The organism is Weissella sp. ESL1139 (genome assembly GCF_058506735.1).
The window spans coordinates 459291-476616 of the sequence record NZ_CP196375.1 but is presented as its reverse complement, the minus strand read 5'-3'; the positions used below and the strand labels follow the sequence as shown (position 1 = coordinate 476616).

Here is a 17326-nt window from a genome sequence, read left to right as displayed (position 1 = left end):
AGCCAAAAAAAAGAGCGAGACAACATTGTCTCGCTCTGTCTTAAACATGTTCCAACCATGTTCCAAAAATCTGAACTTAGTCTTGACCGTATAATTCAGCAATTGGCTTGGTGATGATATCGTTAATTTGCATTAACAATTGGTTCAAACCTTTTTCAGCTTCAAGCATTTGCTTTAATGAATCATACTTTTCCATTTCATTAGCAATTTCTTGCCATTCTTTGATTTGGCTTTCTTCAGGTTCGCTACCAGCTTGGACAGCTTGGTTAATTTCCCCTTGTGCCTTTTGGAATTTTGAAAAGACTGCCTTTGCTTCAGGTTCCCCATCAACTGTTGCAATAGCATCACGTAGCGTCTTGTATTGTGCTGTTTCACGCAAATCTGAAGCAACTGCATTGACATTATCGTAAATATTTATCATAAGTATCCTTTTCCCATCTCTTGTAATACAACTATTATCTCATATTTTAACAAACTATGGTATGAGTGATTGTATTCCAGACCAAGCTTTTTTCGCACCATCTTTCACAGTGCCCCAAGTACTGCTTGCCCCTTGTTTGATTTGATCACCAATACCTGACAGATTATCTTTCAGACCACTGCGTGAATTTGATTCACCGTTTTCACTGGCAGACATCTTATCACGTACACTTTGCACACTAAACTTAGTTTGCTTTGTATTTGGTAATACTTGCTCCAATGTTGTTTTCATCAATGGTCCGGATGTCTGTGACAAGTATGCTGAAATCGTATGACCAGCATCTGTTTCATCATATCCTGACCAAGTGGTAACAACGACATCTGGTGTATAGGCAATTGCCCATGAATCAGTTGCATTATCACTAGTTGAATCAGTTCCTGATACTTCGGTGGTTCCTGTTTTACCAGCAACATCAAAGCCAGCTGGGTCAGCATCGGCACCGGTTCCATGAGTATAGACGCCTAACATCATTGAAGTCATTTCATTGGCTACTTTTCTTGACCATAGACGGGTATGCTTCTCCTTATCTTCGGCAATCGTCTTACCTGAAGCATCAGTAATCTTAGTAATAAAGTGGCCTTCACTCATTTCACCACCGTTGGCAAAACTTGTGTACGCTTGGGTCATTTCAAGTGGTGTAACACCCTTCTTTAGCCCACCAATAGCCAACGACAAGTTTTTATCAGACTTTGCTAATGGCAACCCCGCCTTTTTGGCAGCATCATAACCAGTTGATACCCCCATTTGATCAAGCAACCACACGGCTGGAATATTATATGAATTTTCCAAAGCTTTATACATTGGTATTTTCTCACTTGTATAATTACCATAATTAGAAGGTGAGTAACCATTCGTTCCAAAACTCATCTCACTATTCTTTAAATCAGAATCATACGAGAAACCGCGTGACAACGAAGGACCATAATCAACAATTGGCTTAATTGTTGATCCCGGTGACCGTCGTGATTGTGTTGCACGGTTAAAACCTCTAAAGACATGATCACCACGTCCACCAACAACTGCACGAACACCACCAGTTTTAGCATCCATCACAATCGAAGCCGCCTGTGAACCTTCCCCAATTGGATTTAGATTTGGATTATCATAATCATTCTGCAAGTTTGATTGATCATCTTGATTTAGCGTTGTATAAATTTTGTAACCATTATTTAAAATATCTTGTTCTTTCAAATCATACTTACTAATTGCTTCGTTAATAACTGAATCGAAATAGTATGGATAATTATAATTTGAATTATCAACATCATGATCACTAGCACCAATTTTCAAATCAGCATTATAGTTAGCTTGGGCTTGTGTCAGATATTTGGTTGAAACCATATTTTCTAACACTTGATCACGTCGGTCTTTAGCCGCTTCTGGATACGTTAATGGGTCATATCCATTTGGTGATTGCAACATACCAATCAACATGGCACTCTGTGAAACAGACAAATCAGCTGCATCAACGCCAAAGTATTTTTTAGCAGCGTCTTGAATTCCCCAAACACCATGACCAAAGTAAGCATTATTCAGATACATCGCTAAAATTTCATGCTTTGAAAACTTCTTTTCTACCTCAACTGATAAGAATAATTCGCGTACTTTTCGTTTAATAGTTTGGTCTTGACTCAAAAAGGCATTTTTAACCAATTGCTGTGTCAAAGTCGAGCCTCCAACCGAAACATTGCTACCACGAATACGATACCAAATCGTTGTTAATGCACCACGTGTCATACCTTTAATTGAGAAACCATGTTCTTTATAAAAGTTACGATCCTCAGTCGCAATAACTGCATTAACCGCATGCGGTGAAATGTTTTTAAACTTCACATACGTTCCCTTTTGACCTGACAAACTACCCGCTTTGTTGCCAGCATTGTCATAAATTTCTGTCGTTGATTGCAGACGTTTCTTTAAATCAGTTACATCAGTTGTTTTTGCTTCGAATGTTCCCAACACACTAATGACTAAAATCAATGTTAGAAATAACGTGATCAACCAACGATTAATTTGAAATCGATGCCAAAATGGTCCAAATGTTTTTCTAAGCCAGGCATAAATCGGTTGAAAAAAACGTTGGTGTATACGAATTAATGGCGCAAATACACGACGGAACCAAGCACAAATTGGTGCTAGCTTGTCTTGCAACCAAGCTTTAATTCTTTTGAAAAACTCTTTCATATTATTGTATCCACTTATTAAACTGTTCGGCAACATCTCCTGCTACCGCTGACGATTGCGTTGTGACATAAATTGTATTATGTCCAGCTAATGTACCAACAATTTCTGATATGTCTGCATCATCAATCATTGCTGCCAATCGATTACCATTACCTTGGGTTGTTTTTACCACAATCATAAATTCAACTGGCACAGCACTAGTCGCCATATCAGCAAATCCCTGCATGATTTGATTACTTGTATCAATGTTAGCACGCGCATAGTCGGGCATCACTTGATAACGTGACCGTCCTTCGGCGTCGGGCTGGCGGACAATCCGCAATTCTTTGATATCACGTGATACAGTTGCTTGGGTCACCGCAATACCTGCATCTTGTAATCGTTGTAAAATCTCATCTTGAGAATCAATCACGTCATGTGCCAAAATTTCAAGAATCCTTGCTTGGCGTTCTTGTTTTTTTAAAGCCATGTTTCATTCCCCTTTTTATTTAATTCCCTACAACAGGGCATTCTCACTCTTCTTATTTTAACATAATCAACTATTTAGCTTAAATATGACTGTAACCAGTTGGTTTAAATACAAACAAGGGACTGAGCCAAAAATTGTCTCAGTCCCTTTGTTAAAATTATTAAAATTTGATTTTACATTTCCTTAGGTGCTTTAACGCCTAACAAACGTAATGATTCAGTCAAAATATATGAAACTGCTGATACTAGCGCTAGACGAGCATTCAATTGATCGTCTTCAACTAGAATCTTTGAATTAGCATAGTACTTGTTAAATGTACGTGCTAAATTCAAAGCATATTTTGCAATAACTGATGGTTCACGGTCACGCCAGGCACGACGTACAATATCACTAAAGTTAGCAACTAACTTTTCAGTCTCCCAGACATTTTCATCATCAATAACCAAGTTATTAAGATCTAATTCTGGGTTACCAGCTTTGTGTAAAATTGATTGTGCACGCGCATTTGTATATTGCACATATGGACCAGTATCACCTTCGAAGCGAACCACTTCTTCAAGCTTGAAATCAAAGTCTCCCAAACGTTCATTCATCAAATCATGGAAGACAACAGCGCCAGTTCCAACTTCGTGGGCAACCTTTTCTTTATTAGCAAGCGTTGGATTCTTTTCATTGATTTGTTCAGTAGCCAACTTAACTGAATCAGCCAAAACATCCTTCAACAAAACGATACGACCTGAACGAGTTGATAGCTTTTTACCATCAACGGTAATCATACCAAATGGAATGTGCTCAATATCATCAGCCCATTCATAACCCATCTTGCTCAAGACTGCCTTCAATTGCTTGAAGTGTTCACGTTGTTCACCACCAACAACGTATAGTGACTTAACAAAATTGTAATTGTTCTTACGGAAAATAGCAGCTGCTAAATCACGTGTCATGTACAAAGTTGCGCCATCAGTACGTTGAATCATGGCAACATTTAAGCCTTCATCACTTAAATCAACGACTTGGGCACCTTGTGACTCAACAAGTAAGTTCTTTTCCTTCAATGTATCAATAACGGCGTCCATTTTATCGTTATAAAAGGCCTCTCCGTTAAATGAGTCAAAATCAATATCTAAGTCATTGTATAATTCCATGAATTCTTTCAATGATTCTTCACGGAACCATGCCCAAAGTTGGTGAGCTTCTTCATCACCATCTTCAAGTTTCTTAAACCAAGCACGACCTTCATCATTTAATTCAGGTTGTGTTTCAGCTTCTTTATGGAAACGAACATAATACTTAACCAAGGTATTAATTGGATCAGCCTTGACTTCTTCTTCAGAACCCCAACGCTTGTAAGCTGACATTAGCTTACCGAATTGTGTTCCCCAGTCACCCAAGTGATTAATCTTGATTGGTTGGTAACCATTAGCTTTTGCAATTTCAGCCAATGAATTTCCAATAACTGTTGAACGTAAGTGACCCATTGACATTGGCTTGGCAATATTAGGTGATGACATATCAATTGTAATATGACCAGCTTCACCATCAGTATTGTGACCAAATTCAGTATTACGTAGTACTTCAGCTAATGTATCAGCACCAAATTGAGCTTGATCTAAAAAGAAATTCACGTAAGGACCGACTGATTGCACATCTTTAAAACCAGCTGTATCCATATCAGACACAATATTAGCAGCAATTTGTTGTGGTGCCATGCGACGTGACTTAGCTAGTAAAAATGCTGGGAAAGCATAGTCTCCCATGCTAGCATCCTTAGGTACTTCAATCTTTGAAAGAATCGTTGCGTCATCCAATTCAGGAACAACTGCCGCAATCTTTTGTGCAATTTGATTCTTGTAATCCATTAAGCTTTGTCTCCTTTAGCATCTTTCTTATCATCTTCATCATCCTTTTCAGGACGAGGTGCTGGATTATCTGTCTTTACTAAAATCTTAGTATCTGACATACGCAAAACGGCGCGATGATTATATTCATTAACCGTTGCATCATCTTCAGGATCATTTTCAGTAATTTCAACTAATAATGAATGTTCGTATATTTTTTCAACGATTCCTTTGAAATCATGTTCAAAGTTTGCAAATTTCTTGCCGGCGACAAAATCACCTAAATCAAATTCGGATGTATTTTCTACTGGATCTTTAGCCATACTAATCCCCTTTACTTTTATAACTGAGCTCGTTTTTTATTTTATTAACAAATTTAAGAAGCCATTTTTATGACAATTCTATAAATTATAACAAATTTTATGCATAAAAACTAGAACTCTAACTCAGAATCTATCCGTTGTGCGACAGCCCAATCATTTTCATAAGGAGTATCAACACCATTAATCTTTTGATATTCATCCAATCCCTTGGCAGCTAGTACAACCACATCGTCGGGACCAGCAGCTGTAATGGCTGCTTTAATCGCTGCTGTACGATCCATTTCACGATGAATCTCAACATCAGGATTGGTAATAGCTGCTTGGATTTCATCAGCAATTTTAGCTGGGTCTTCATATTGTGGATCATCACTCGTTAAATAAACAATATCAGCTCCTTCACTCACTGCTTTACCAATACCTGGGCGACGTGAAACCCCTTTATTACCAGGTGCACCAACCACAACTGTTAATTGATTAACAGATTCATTTTGGCGAACAAAATGAAGCAAAGCAGCAATTGATGCATAATTATGAGCATAATCTACATAAACTGTACCATGTGATTTGGTATTCAAAACTTGCATCCGACCAGGAACTTTCACCATTTCTAGCCCTTCAGCCATTGCCGGTGCATCTGCGTCTACCAAACGAGTTGCAATCATCGCAGCTAGCGCATTACTTTGATTAAAATCACCTGGCATATCAAGCTTATATTCACCAGCGATGTGCAAATGTTCAGCCTGTTGACCAACTTCACGTACTTTAAAAACGCTACCGTGCAAGTTTGTATCGACCGCTTCATAATAAACATCCGCCTTAGGTGAATCAGCATCTTCTTGACCATACAACCAGATACCATCACGTGGCACATTCATTTCCGCATGCTCGATTAAAGTACCGAAATGATCACTATCAGCATTAAGCACAATTTGCTCTGAATGATCAAATAGCATCATCTTATGTGCCAAATAATCTTCAAAGGTTGGATGCTCATTTTCACCAATGTGATCAGGACTAATATTCAAAAAGATACCAACATCATAATGCAAACCATAAACGCGACGCATTTTAAAGGCTTGTGAAGATACTTCCATAACCATATGTGTCATCCCATTATCTACTGCTTCGCGCATCCAACGGAATAAATCTAATGATTCAGGTGTTGTTAGGTGTGCACGATAATGGTTTTCAGGTTGCCTACCTGTAATAACTTGCAATGTTGATGATAAAGCAATTTTATCATGGGTATAGGCACGTAAAATTTCATAAGCCATATATGCTGTTGAAGTCTTACCTTTAGTACCAGTAATGCCAATTAACGATAAATCATTTTGTGGGTAATTATAATAAGCCATTGCGACAATACTCATTGCCGCTGGTACATCATCAGAAACCCATGTTGGTAAGTTTGTATTATGTTCAAAATTTTGTGGTGCAATAATTGCGGTTGCTCCCTGTGCAATTGCCGCATCTAAATACTCAGGCTTAAAATTCCCCTTTATAAATAATAAAGTGCCTGGTACAACATCTTTTGAGTTATAGGCTAAATGTTGTATCTCACCATCAAAATCTGGTGCTGATATTAATAAATCTTGATCAGCTAATAACGTTGTAATGTTATCTGCAGTGAGTGTCATGCCGTTTAGTCCTCTTTTTCATTTTCTTCTTGTAGTTCACCAGCTTGTTGTAGTTGGTTTTTCATTTTAATTGCTGCTCGACCACGATGCGCATAATGTACCCGATCAGGCATATCAATTTCTGCTAAAGTTAACCCATTTTCCGTTTCCAATAGTTCATCTAAGCCATTGCGATTGCCTCGTGGTACAGTGACCAAGGTCACACCACCCTTACCTTGGGTTGTATATATCTTTCCCTGTGGTGTAATCACCACAAAGTCAGCTAACAAATAAGCATCACGCGAGGCATTTCCTGGTAATTGGCTTAACACATACTGATTAATCTCATCATCACCTTTTAGTTGATGGGCTTTAAATTCACGCATGGTTGTCACACCAAAATGATCTGGGATAGCTGGAATAAACAAAGCAGAATCATCAGCTAAAATATACTCATTTGGTAATAAATCATGAACGGTCTGCGCTTTAACTAATGCATTCGTAGCCATATCGTCCGTTGTTTCTGGTGGAAAGGCTATTTGATCGATTAGTTCACGATAATTAACAGCCGTTAAGCCTAATACAGCCAAGTATCGAATCATTTCATTCGTTTTATGTGTATTATTTGAAGCAATAACAAATTGTTGCAAAATTAAATGCCCTCCTTTTCAATTGCTCGTAAGGTGTAAACCGACCCAGTGACGACAATCAATGACTTTGATGATTCACGTACCTGTCGGGCTAAGGAAATTGCTGCTGTTGAATCATCTGCAATTTCAACATCAACGTCACTTGTCATCACAATATTAGCGGCTAATTCATCTGCCGACATGGCATTTTTTGAATCCGGCGTGACTGCAATCACGGTACTAACATGCGGTAACAATTCATCCAACATATCTTCAGCATTTTTACCTTTTACCAAGCCCAAAATAACGACTGGCTTAAAAGGTAAATGCCACGAACGAATTGAAGCAACTAATGTGCTGATACCATGAGGATTATGAGCCGCATCGAATAAAATATTATTTTTACGATCAAATTCCATGCGCCCTGCAATTTTGACATGGGCTAAAGCTTCAGCAACAACGGTGTCAGATAATGTAATCCGCTTGTTCTTTAAAATGGTAACAATCTGTAAAACCGTACTCAAATTATTGGCCTGATAAGCACCAGTCAACGAAAGTTTTAATCCTTCTAATTGATCTACATTTAATAATAAACCTTCTGGTGATGAACGTACCAACGTAATCTTAGGCTTTTCATATGGATTCCATACCGCGCCAACTTCTGCAGCCTTATCATGTAAAATTTTAAAAACTTCAACATCCTGACCAGGGTAATTAACAACTAAACTGCCTGGTTTAATAGCACCAGCGACATTTTCAGCAATTTTTAACAGATTATGTCCTAAAAAGGTTGAATGATCATCAGAAATTTTAGTAATGGCCACAACTAATGGTGACTCAATGACATTCGTTGCATCCCCAGTACCACCTAAACCAGCTTCTAAAATGGCAAATTGCACTTCTTTTTTAGCAAAATAATAGAGTGCAATTAGGGTCCACATTTCAAACTTGGTTAATGTTTTTTCATCGCCACCATGATTCTTAATTTCAGTCATAATCTGTTTGTAATGGTACATGACGTCTTTTTCACTAATCATTTCCCCATTAACTGTAATCACTTCACGATCTGACAGAATAGCCGGTGTTGAAAAATGACCTACCCGATAGCCAGCCGTTTTAAGAATTTTACTCATCATGACACCAGTTGACCCTTTACCATTTGAGCCAACGATATGAATAACTGACAATCGTCGGTCAGGATGCCCAATCCACGATAAAATTTCTTTTAACATGCCTACACGACTATGTTTACTTGGTGATATTTGCCAATCATCACCTAAACGTGACTCAAGTTGTCGATATGTTTCCACCGTCCCCATCAGCCTAACCGGTCCTTTTTTGTATACTTTTCTAAGAAATCATTTTATCACAAGAAAACCTCGAAAGTTACTTTTACTTTCGAGGTATATCTGGAAAATACACTTTTTTAATTAAGTAACTTTAAATGAAGGATCCTCTTCATCTAAAAATTCCTGCTCTTTTTCTAATGAAACCCGTTTCCGATACTCTTTAGGCGTTACATCTAACATTGTTTTAAATACTTGAACAAAATGACTAGTCGTCGCAAAATTCAACCTTGCAGCAATATATTTTATACTGAAATTGGTAGTTAATAACATCTTCTTCGCAACTTCAATTTTCTTCTTTAAGACATACTGCTTAATCGTTGTACTGTACTTTTCTTTAAATTTTTTATTCAAATATCTTTCTGAATAACCGAAATATTCACTTAATTCTTGTAATGTTAACTTCGACGTAATGTGTTCTTTAATATAGCCTTTAATCTTTTCCGGTAACGACAGATTATTTACTGTAAAATACCGCTTCATTTCATTAAAGTAATACAAAGTAATGTTTTCTAACCAGAGATTAAACGAAATCTCAGTTTCTTGCATTTCAATTTTTGCTAGAATTCGATTATAAATATAATAAGCATTTTCAACCGAGTAATTATGCCGAATAGCAGATTCATTTAATATTGATATATAAGCAATCAATGTGTCTTTTTGCCCGCGCAAGTAATGCTTCTTTCCAAACATTGCGCCATATTCTTTCATTCGTAATTCAGAACGCAAGTATTTAACCAGCCGTTCTTCATCTTGATTATTGAATGCATCTAATAACTTCACCAGATTTTCATGCATTTCTTTTTCTTTAATTGGATCAAACTCACTTGGCCGATTATCTTTAACCAAGGCATCATCCAAATAAAATGAATAAAGTGACCAATCAGGTGCACTCTCTTCTTTAAATAATTGATAAGCAAACTGTAAAATCGGTTTTATCTGTGGCGTAAGTGTAAACAATGCCAAATTCTTACTTGAATATAGAGGTGCTGATAATTCAGGTTGCATCACTAAATATTCCTGATTACCAAAATTGATAACTAGATAATAACTATCTGCGTCTCGCACTAAGTTAAATGATTTATCAGAACATACATCCAAAATATTATAAATTCTATTTGAAGACCGACTAATAAGATTACCTTGTATTGTTTTATGAACATTTTTTTGATAATAATCAATATTCATTTCCAACAATTGTCCTAAAAACTTTAAATTACATAATGTATCCATGAACTTATCCCTGCGCTTTTTTATTGATTCAGATTGTCAACAATCATTGAAAGTAACAATGATAAATATTTAAATCACAAAAGTTACATGCCGATGATTCAAAAATTTCAAATTACACTATTCTATAATTTTACGTAATCCCGCAAAAAGCCATTTTTTGTATTATTTCAATCAAAAAAGTGTTTTATTAGAACCAAAGCTTAATTAATTATATTTTTTAAGCATAAATTTACTTTAAAATTCACATGATAATTTTTCATAAAAAGAAGCGTTAAAATGAGTTCAAACTGCTCATCATAACGCTTCATTAATTTTAAAATTTGCAATAAATGCATGAGATTAAGAAGTTTATCACAAACTTCCTTATCTTATTTAATCAACTATTTCTCACACCAGTTTCATTTTTTAAACAATTAATATCTCACTACCGACGCCTCTTAAGATAAACTAATATCCCTATCACTAAAGTAATAATGCCAATCAACCCGTAACTAGCTTTCCGTTTGGCCGCTGTGTTAGGCAAATACATGTTATCTTTGGCTGGCAACTTATTAATTAAATGTTGATTATTACTTATCGTTGCATTTTCAGTATTTTTTAATGGCGTCATATTACTATCATTATGCTGATTTAATTTATTATTTTGACCTGTGTTTGGAACTAGACTGTTATTATTTGAATCGATACTATTTGAACCTGCTATCGTTTGGCCTGTGTTATCAGGTTGATTTAAATCAACTGGTTTTGAATCATTCATACCCGCGTTGGGTTTATGTGTAGCATTGTCAGGTTCATGTGTAGACGTATCTGGTTTATGCGTAGATGCATTTGGTTTATGTGTAGACGCATCTGGTTTATGCGTAGGGTTCGTTGTTACATCAGGATCTTTATCTGGGTTCTTGGTATAAATGTAAGTAACCGTCTGAGCTTTGTCGGTTAATTGTCCAGTTGCATTTCCCTCGACGTTTTTAAAGGTATAACCATCAATCTTCTTTTGCTGTGTTTCATATGCATCGCCGATATTGCCACTAACTGTTTCTGAATCCGCAATTTCTTTGCCGGTTTCATCCACATAGTTAACAGTTACATCTGCTGCTTTGTCCGGGTTCTTGGTATAAACGTAGGTAACCATTTGAGCTTTATCGGTTAACTGTCCGGTTGGATTCCCCTCGACGTTTTTAAAGGTATAACCATCAATCTTCTTTTGCTGCGTTTCATACGTATCACCAATATTGCCACTAACTGTTTCTGAATCTGCAATTTCTTTGCCGGTTTCATCCACATAGTTAGCTACTACATCTGCACCCTTATGTGGCGCCACAGTGACCACAGTTGTATTCCAAATATAGTCTCCATTACTCAATTTTTTATAGTATTTTACGTAATATGTGCCATCATTTGTGAAAGTAAAATTGTTTTTAGTAGTTGAAATTACCTTACCATCACTATCTATGACATCAAATGTACCACCAGAATTACTATCATAATCATTCACAAAATCTTGTAAAGATTGGTTGGTACCACGAGCAATTTCAGCATGACTTTTCACGTTTATTCTAGTTTGATTATTAAAAACACCCCATAAAGTTCCCCATTCAGGATGTTGTGCGACATATTGTGAACCGTTTACATATTGCTCACCATTTGATTTATCTGACCCATAAATTTCAAAGTCACTAGTACTTGAACTATGTAAAAACATATGTGTACCATTATCCGATGAATTCAAAGGTTGTATTGCGTAAATAACGTATGCGTTTGGTCCTATTTCAGAGATATTGCTTAAATTAATCGAAGTTGTGCCATCAGCGTTTCTAACAAAAGGCAATGACGTCACTGTATCACCAGAAACATATGCAGCCGCTAATACGCGTAAAGGTGCATCCTTAACAAGATCTTCTTCGGGCACAACTTTTAATTGCGAATAGTTATAATTACTATTTAGTCCAACTCGATATGTCATTTGCATAGAATCATTATTAAATCGATGCGTATCATCATTAACAGTTTGCTGCGTTATCCCTAAGTTAGATAAAGCGTACTTTACAGTCGCATTATTTGAATAACTAGGAAGACCATCTCCCAAAGTACTACCAACTAAATCTCTTTTGTACGTTGGCGTTGTTGACACTGAAGATTGATTCTCAGAACTAGCTGCCTTATTTTCTATTCCGTTAATCTTATTAACACTTGTTGCCGATGCAATATCAGGTTTTACATCTGCATAAACCGGCATAATACTAACGGCACTTGTTAACGTTAGCGTTACAATTGACATACTAACTAACGCCTTATGGTTATCATTTCTAAACATTACTTAATCTCCTAAACCTCATAATTTATAAGCATTGTATATTATTGATTCAGGACCAATCATTATTGAAAGTGATTGATTACATTAAAAAGTGACACAAATTCTTTATTAGAGAACATTTATTGCTTAGCAACATAAAAAAAGCATTAAAATGAGTCAAATTTCTCATTTTAACACTTTTTAAATTCTGAAAATAACAACATATAAGCACTATAAAAAATTATGACGATGCTTTATATCTTATTTTTTATCACATTTTTTATCTTTTTTTAATTTTCCTCCTAATGATAACAAACTAAATAGTCCTAGTAGTTCAACCAATAAATCATTTAAAGTTGTTTGCTTTATATTATTAACATGTGTATTAGGTAATTCAGTAACAACTGAACTATCGTCATGTGAAAACTCAGCTCCACCATTTAACAAAACATTATTAATTGTATTGATACCATCATTTATAGCCTTGATTACTTGTGCAATACTTTGTTCATCATTAATTTTATTAACTGTCCAGTTATATGCAGTATTTATATCATGAACAAGTGCCTTTTGCTTATTAATACTCATACTTGATGGATTAATCTTATGAATTGCATTGTTTTTAGCAGTATTTAATTTAGCAATTGCGTTATTTTTCGCTGCTTGCAAGTTTATGGCGTGATTTATTTTATCTAAAGCAACCTGTGTTGTATTCACAATAGTGTCAACTTCATGCAATTCAGTTGCATGTTCAATCCTACCCTTTGCAACGTTTATTACGGATATAATTTGACCGATAAAGTTGTTCTTTTGTTTATCTGTTAGATGCGCATTATGGTTAATTGCATTAATCATGTTATTGGCAATTTGATTAATATGCGCTACAGCTGCTGTTTGACCATTATGCAAGGTTGTCATTTCATCTGACATAATATTTAAGATATTATTGATTGCACTTATACCATTGTCTGCATCTTGATTAACCAAACTCATTGATATATCTTGATTTACCTTGTTCACAGCATCAGCATAAGCTTTTTGAACGCTATTAATTAACGCTTTTTGACGATTAATATTCAACTTAGAACGATGAATTTTGTTTACAGCATTAATTCTTGCATTGTTCAACTTAGCCAATGCGACATTTTTAGCAGCCTGCAACTTTGCGCCATTTAAAATGTTGTTAATTATATTCTGCCCGCTTTGCACAATCTGATCCACTTCTACTGGTGTTATGGCATTAGTTAACTGATTATTAGTATTAGTTGCCACTTGATTGACTTCAGTAATCAAGTCTTGCTTTTCCTGATCAGTCAAACTGTTATTTTGGTTAATTGCATCAATTGCATTTTGTGCGGCTTGATTGACCGTATTTTCAGCTGTACTTTGGGTATCATGCAGCGCATTACTTTCGTCAGTTACCGTTCCTGAAATACTATTAATTGCTGTCACACCATCACTAGTATCCTGGTTAACAGTCACAATCGTAGTATCATGCTCTACCTTATCTGTCGCATCAGCGTAAGCTTGATTGACATTAACAACTAACTCGTTTTGACGGTCTGTACTCAAGCCAGATTGATGAATTTGATTGATTGTTGTCGTTTTAGCAGTGTCTAACTTAGCAATACCATCATTTTTGGCAGCCTGCAGCTTCGCTGCATCAAGAACTTGCTTGATTTCATTTTGACCAGCTTGTGAAATCTGATTGACTTCTGTTGATGTTGTGGCATTGATTAATTGATTATTTGTATCAGTTGCTACTTGATTGACTTCAGTAATCAAATCTTGCTTTTCCTGATTAGTCAAACTGTTATTTTGGTTAATTGCATCAATTGCATTTTGTGCGGCTTGATTGACCGTATTTTCAGCTGTACTTTGGGCATCATGCAGCGCATTACTTTCGTCAGTTACCGTTCCCGAAATACCGTTAATCGCTGTCACACCATCACTAGTATCCTGGTTAACAGCCACAATCGTAGTATTATGCTCTACCTTATCTGTCGCATCAGCGTAAGCTTGATTGACATTTGTGATTAACTGGTTTTGACGATCTGTACTCAAGCCCGATTGATGAATTTGGTCAATCGTTGTCGTCTTGGCAGTGTCTAACTTGGCAATACCATCGTTTTTGGCAGCCTGCAGCTTCGCTGCATCACTAATAGATGCAATATTTGTATCACCATCATTCTGTGCTGAATTAACCGCATCAACATTGGCTGCATTATTGATTGCTCCCTCAGCCGTTGTTACAGCTGTTGCAACCTGTTCTTTGAACGTTGTCTTTTGTTCATCAGTTAAGCTGATATTGTTATCTATTGCATCACTAGCAGTTTTAGCTGCTTGGTTTACTTCTGAAACCGCAGCGTTCTTAGCGGCTTGCAGCTTCGCTGCATCAAGAACTTGATTGATCTCATTTTGACCAGCTTGTGAAATCTGATTGACTTCTGTTGATGTTGTGGCATTGGTTAATTGATTATTTGTATCAGTTGCTACTTGATTGACTTCAGTAATCAAATCTTGCTTTTCCTGATTAGTCAAACTGTTATTTTGGTTAATTGCATCAATTGCATTTTGTGCGGCTTGATTGACCGTATTTTCAGCTGTACTTTGGGCATCATGCAGCGCATTACTTTCGTCAGTTACCGTTCCCGAAATACCGTTAATCGCTGTCACACCATCACTAGTATCCTGGTTAACAGCCACAATCGTAGTATTATGCTCTACCTTATCTGTCGCATCAGCGTAAGCTTGATTGACATTTGTGATTAACTGGTTTTGACGATCTGTACTCAAGCCCGATTGATGAATTTGGTCAATCGTTGTCGTCTTGGCAGTGTCTAACTTGGCAATACCATCGTTTTTGGCAGCCTGCAGCTTCGCTGCATCACTAATAGATGCAATATTTGTATCACCATCATTCTGTGCTGAATTAACCGCATCAACATTGGCTGCATTATTGATTGCTCCCTCAGCCGTTGTTACAGCTGTTGCAACCTGTTCTTTGAACGTTGTCTTTTGTTCATCAGTTAAGCTGATATTGTTATCTATTGCATCACTAGCAGTTTTAGCTGCTTGGTTTACTTCTGAAACCGCAGCGTTCTTAGCGGCTTGCAGCTTCGCTGCATCAAGAACTTGATTGATCTCATTTTGACCAGCTTGTGAAATCTGATTGACTTCTGTTGATGTTGTGGCATTGGTTAATTGATTATTTGTATCAGTTGCTACTTGATTGACTTCAGTAATCAAATCTTGCTTTTCCTGATTAGTCAAACTGTTATTTTGGTTAATTGCATCAATTGCATTTTGTGCGGCTTGATTGACCGTATTTTCAGCTGTACTTTGGGCATCATGCAGCGCATTACTTTCGTCAGTTACCGTTCCCGAAATACCGTTAATCGCTGTCACACCATCACTAGTATCCTGGTTAACAGCCACAATCGTAGTATTATGCTCTACCTTATCTGTCGCATCAGCGTAAGCTTGATTGACATTTGTGATTAACTGGTTTTGACGATCTGTACTCAAGCCCGATTGATGAATTTGGTCAATCGTTGTCGTCTTGGCAGTGTCTAACTTGGCAATACCATCGTTTTTGGCAGCCTGCAGCTTCGCTGCATCACTAATAGATGCAATATTTGTATCACCATCATTCTGTGCTGAATTAACCGCATCAACATTGGCTGCATTATTGATTGCTCCCTCAGCCGTTGTTACAGCTGTTGCAACCTGTTCTTTGAACGTTGTCTTTTGTTCATCAGTTAAGCTGATATTGTTATCTATTGCATCACTAGCAGTTTTAGCTGCTTGGTTTACTTCTGAAACCGCAGCGTTCTTAGCGGCTTGCAGCTTCGCTGCATCAAGAACTTGATTGATCTCATTTTGACCAGCTTGTGAAATCTGATTGACTTCTGTTGATGTTGTGGCATTGGTTAATTGATTATTAGTATCAGTTGCTACTTGATTGACTTCAGTAATCAAATCTTGCTTTTCTTGATTAGTCAAACTGTTATTTTGGTTAATTGCATCAATTGCATTTTGTGCGGCTTGATTGACCGTATTTTCAGCTGTACTTTGGACATCATGCAGCGCATTACTTTCGTCAGTTACCGTTCCTGAAATACTATTAATTGCTGTCACACCATCACTAGTATCCTGGTTAACAGTCACAATCGTAGTATCATGCTCTACCTTATCTGTCGCATCAGCGTAAGCTTGATTGACATTTGTGATTAACTGGTTTTGACGATCTGTACTCAACCCCGATTGATGAATTTGGTCAATCGTTGTCGTCTTGGCAGTGTCTAACTTGGCAATACCATCGTTTTTGGCAGCCTGCAGCTTCGCTGCATCACTAATAGATGCAATATTTGTATCACCATCATTCTGTGCTGAATTAACCGCATCAACATTGGCTGCATTATTGATTGCTCCCTCAGCCGTTGTTACAGCTGTTGCAACCTGTTCTTTGAACGTTGTCTTTTGTTCATCAGTTAAGCTGATATTGTTATCTATTGCATCACTAGCAATTTTAGCTGCTTGGTCTACTTCTGAAACCGCATCGTTCTTAGCGGCTTGTAGCTTCGCTGCATCAAGAACTTGCTTGATTTCATTTTGACCAGCTTGTGAAATCTGATTGACTTCTGTTGATGTTGTGGCATTAGCTAACTGATTATTAGTATTAGTTGCCGCTTGATTGACTTCAGTAATCAAGTCTTGCTTTTCCTGATCAGTCAAACTGTTATTTTGGTTAATTACAGCAATCGCATCTTGTGCTGCTTGATTAACCGTATTTTCGGCCGTACTTTGGGCATCATGCAGCGCATTACTTTCTGTAATTGTTGTTCCCGAAATACTATTAATTGCCGTCACACCATCACTAGTATCCTGGTTAACAGCTGCAATCGTGGTGTC

Annotated in this window: 11 protein-coding genes; all 11 read right to left on the bottom strand. The window is 36.9% G+C overall.

Annotated elements, in window-relative coordinates:
• Positions 1-76: 76 nt before the first annotated feature.
• The 11 genes from ACSYSF_RS02250 to ACSYSF_RS02200 all read right to left on the bottom strand — a co-directional run bounded on the left by ACSYSF_RS02250 (position 77) and on the right by ACSYSF_RS02200 (position 17284).
• The gene (locus ACSYSF_RS02250) at positions 77-421 is read right to left on the bottom strand and encodes a YlbF family regulator (RefSeq protein ID WP_489868103.1); all 345 of its coding nucleotides are present in this window, start codon (positions 419-421) and stop codon (positions 77-79) included.
• 54 nt (positions 422-475) lie between these two features.
• Positions 476-2665 carry a transglycosylase domain-containing protein gene (locus tag ACSYSF_RS02245; RefSeq protein ID WP_489868102.1) on the bottom strand — a complete coding sequence of 730 codons (2190 nt, stop codon included), beginning with the start codon at positions 2663-2665 and terminating at the stop codon, positions 476-478.
• Position 2666: 1 nt separating this feature from the next.
• On the bottom strand, positions 2667-3134 hold the full coding sequence (locus ACSYSF_RS02240) for an arginine repressor (protein ID WP_489868101.1): 468 nt from the start codon (positions 3132-3134) through the stop codon (positions 2667-2669).
• Positions 3135-3307: 173 nt separating this feature from the next.
• Positions 3308-4993: an arginine--tRNA ligase gene (gene argS, locus ACSYSF_RS02235; RefSeq protein WP_489868100.1), complete on the bottom strand. Its 1686-nt coding sequence runs from the start codon at positions 4991-4993 to the stop codon at positions 3308-3310.
• On the bottom strand, positions 4993-5295 hold the full coding sequence (locus ACSYSF_RS02230; protein WP_489868099.1) for a hypothetical protein: 303 nt from the start codon (positions 5293-5295) through the stop codon (positions 4993-4995). The genes argS and ACSYSF_RS02230 overlap by 1 nt, the downstream gene beginning before the upstream one ends.
• A gap of 110 nt (positions 5296-5405) precedes the next feature.
• Entirely contained in the window at positions 5406-6932 is a 1527-nt protein-coding gene (locus ACSYSF_RS02225; RefSeq protein WP_489868098.1) for a UDP-N-acetylmuramoyl-L-alanyl-D-glutamate--2,6-diaminopimelate ligase, read from the bottom strand.
• A gap of 5 nt (positions 6933-6937) precedes the next feature.
• Complete coding sequence (locus ACSYSF_RS02220) at positions 6938-7561, bottom strand: non-canonical purine NTP pyrophosphatase (RefSeq protein ID WP_489868097.1); 624 nt, start codon at positions 7559-7561, stop codon at positions 6938-6940.
• Between the two features lie 2 nt (positions 7562-7563).
• A complete protein-coding gene (locus tag ACSYSF_RS02215) occupies positions 7564-8859 on the bottom strand; it encodes a bifunctional folylpolyglutamate synthase/dihydrofolate synthase (protein ID WP_489868096.1) in 1296 nt (431 codons plus the stop codon).
• Between the two features lie 111 nt (positions 8860-8970).
• Positions 8971-10119, bottom strand: a complete 1149-nt coding sequence (locus tag ACSYSF_RS02210; RefSeq protein WP_489868095.1) for a helix-turn-helix domain-containing protein — start codon at positions 10117-10119, stop codon at positions 8971-8973.
• A 424-nt stretch (positions 10120-10543) separates the two neighbouring features.
• Positions 10544-12433, bottom strand: coding sequence for a MucBP domain-containing protein (locus tag ACSYSF_RS02205; protein ID WP_489868094.1), 1890 nt, complete (start codon positions 12431-12433; stop codon positions 10544-10546).
• 240 nt (positions 12434-12673) lie between these two features.
• Positions 12674-17284, bottom strand: a complete 4611-nt coding sequence (locus tag ACSYSF_RS02200; RefSeq protein WP_489868093.1) for a beta strand repeat-containing protein — start codon at positions 17282-17284, stop codon at positions 12674-12676.
• Positions 17285-17326 lie beyond the last annotated feature (42 nt).

What these genes read in the sequence shown, in the direction of transcription:
- ACSYSF_RS02250 (WP_489868103.1), bottom strand. Translation starts at nt 421, where the DNA reads ATGATAAATATTTACGATAATGTCAATGCAGTTGCTTCAGATTTGCGT.
- ACSYSF_RS02245 (WP_489868102.1), bottom strand. Translation starts at nt 2,665, where the DNA reads ATGAAAGAGTTTTTCAAAAGAATTAAAGCTTGGTTGCAAGACAAGCTA.
- ACSYSF_RS02240 (WP_489868101.1), bottom strand. Translation starts at nt 3,134, where the DNA reads ATGGCTTTAAAAAAACAAGAACGCCAAGCAAGGATTCTTGAAATTTTG.
- argS (WP_489868100.1), bottom strand. Translation starts at nt 4,993, where the DNA reads ATGGATTACAAGAATCAAATTGCACAAAAGATTGCGGCAGTTGTTCCT.
- ACSYSF_RS02230 (WP_489868099.1), bottom strand. Translation starts at nt 5,295, where the DNA reads ATGGCTAAAGATCCAGTAGAAAATACATCCGAATTTGATTTAGGTGAT.
- ACSYSF_RS02225 (WP_489868098.1), bottom strand. Translation starts at nt 6,932, where the DNA reads ATGACACTCACTGCAGATAACATTACAACGTTATTAGCTGATCAAGAT.
- ACSYSF_RS02215 (WP_489868096.1), bottom strand. Translation starts at nt 8,859, where the DNA reads ATGGGGACGGTGGAAACATATCGACAACTTGAGTCACGTTTAGGTGAT.
- ACSYSF_RS02210 (WP_489868095.1), bottom strand. Translation starts at nt 10,119, where the DNA reads ATGGATACATTATGTAATTTAAAGTTTTTAGGACAATTGTTGGAAATG.
- ACSYSF_RS02205 (WP_489868094.1), bottom strand. Translation starts at nt 12,433, where the DNA reads ATGTTTAGAAATGATAACCATAAGGCGTTAGTTAGTATGTCAATTGTA.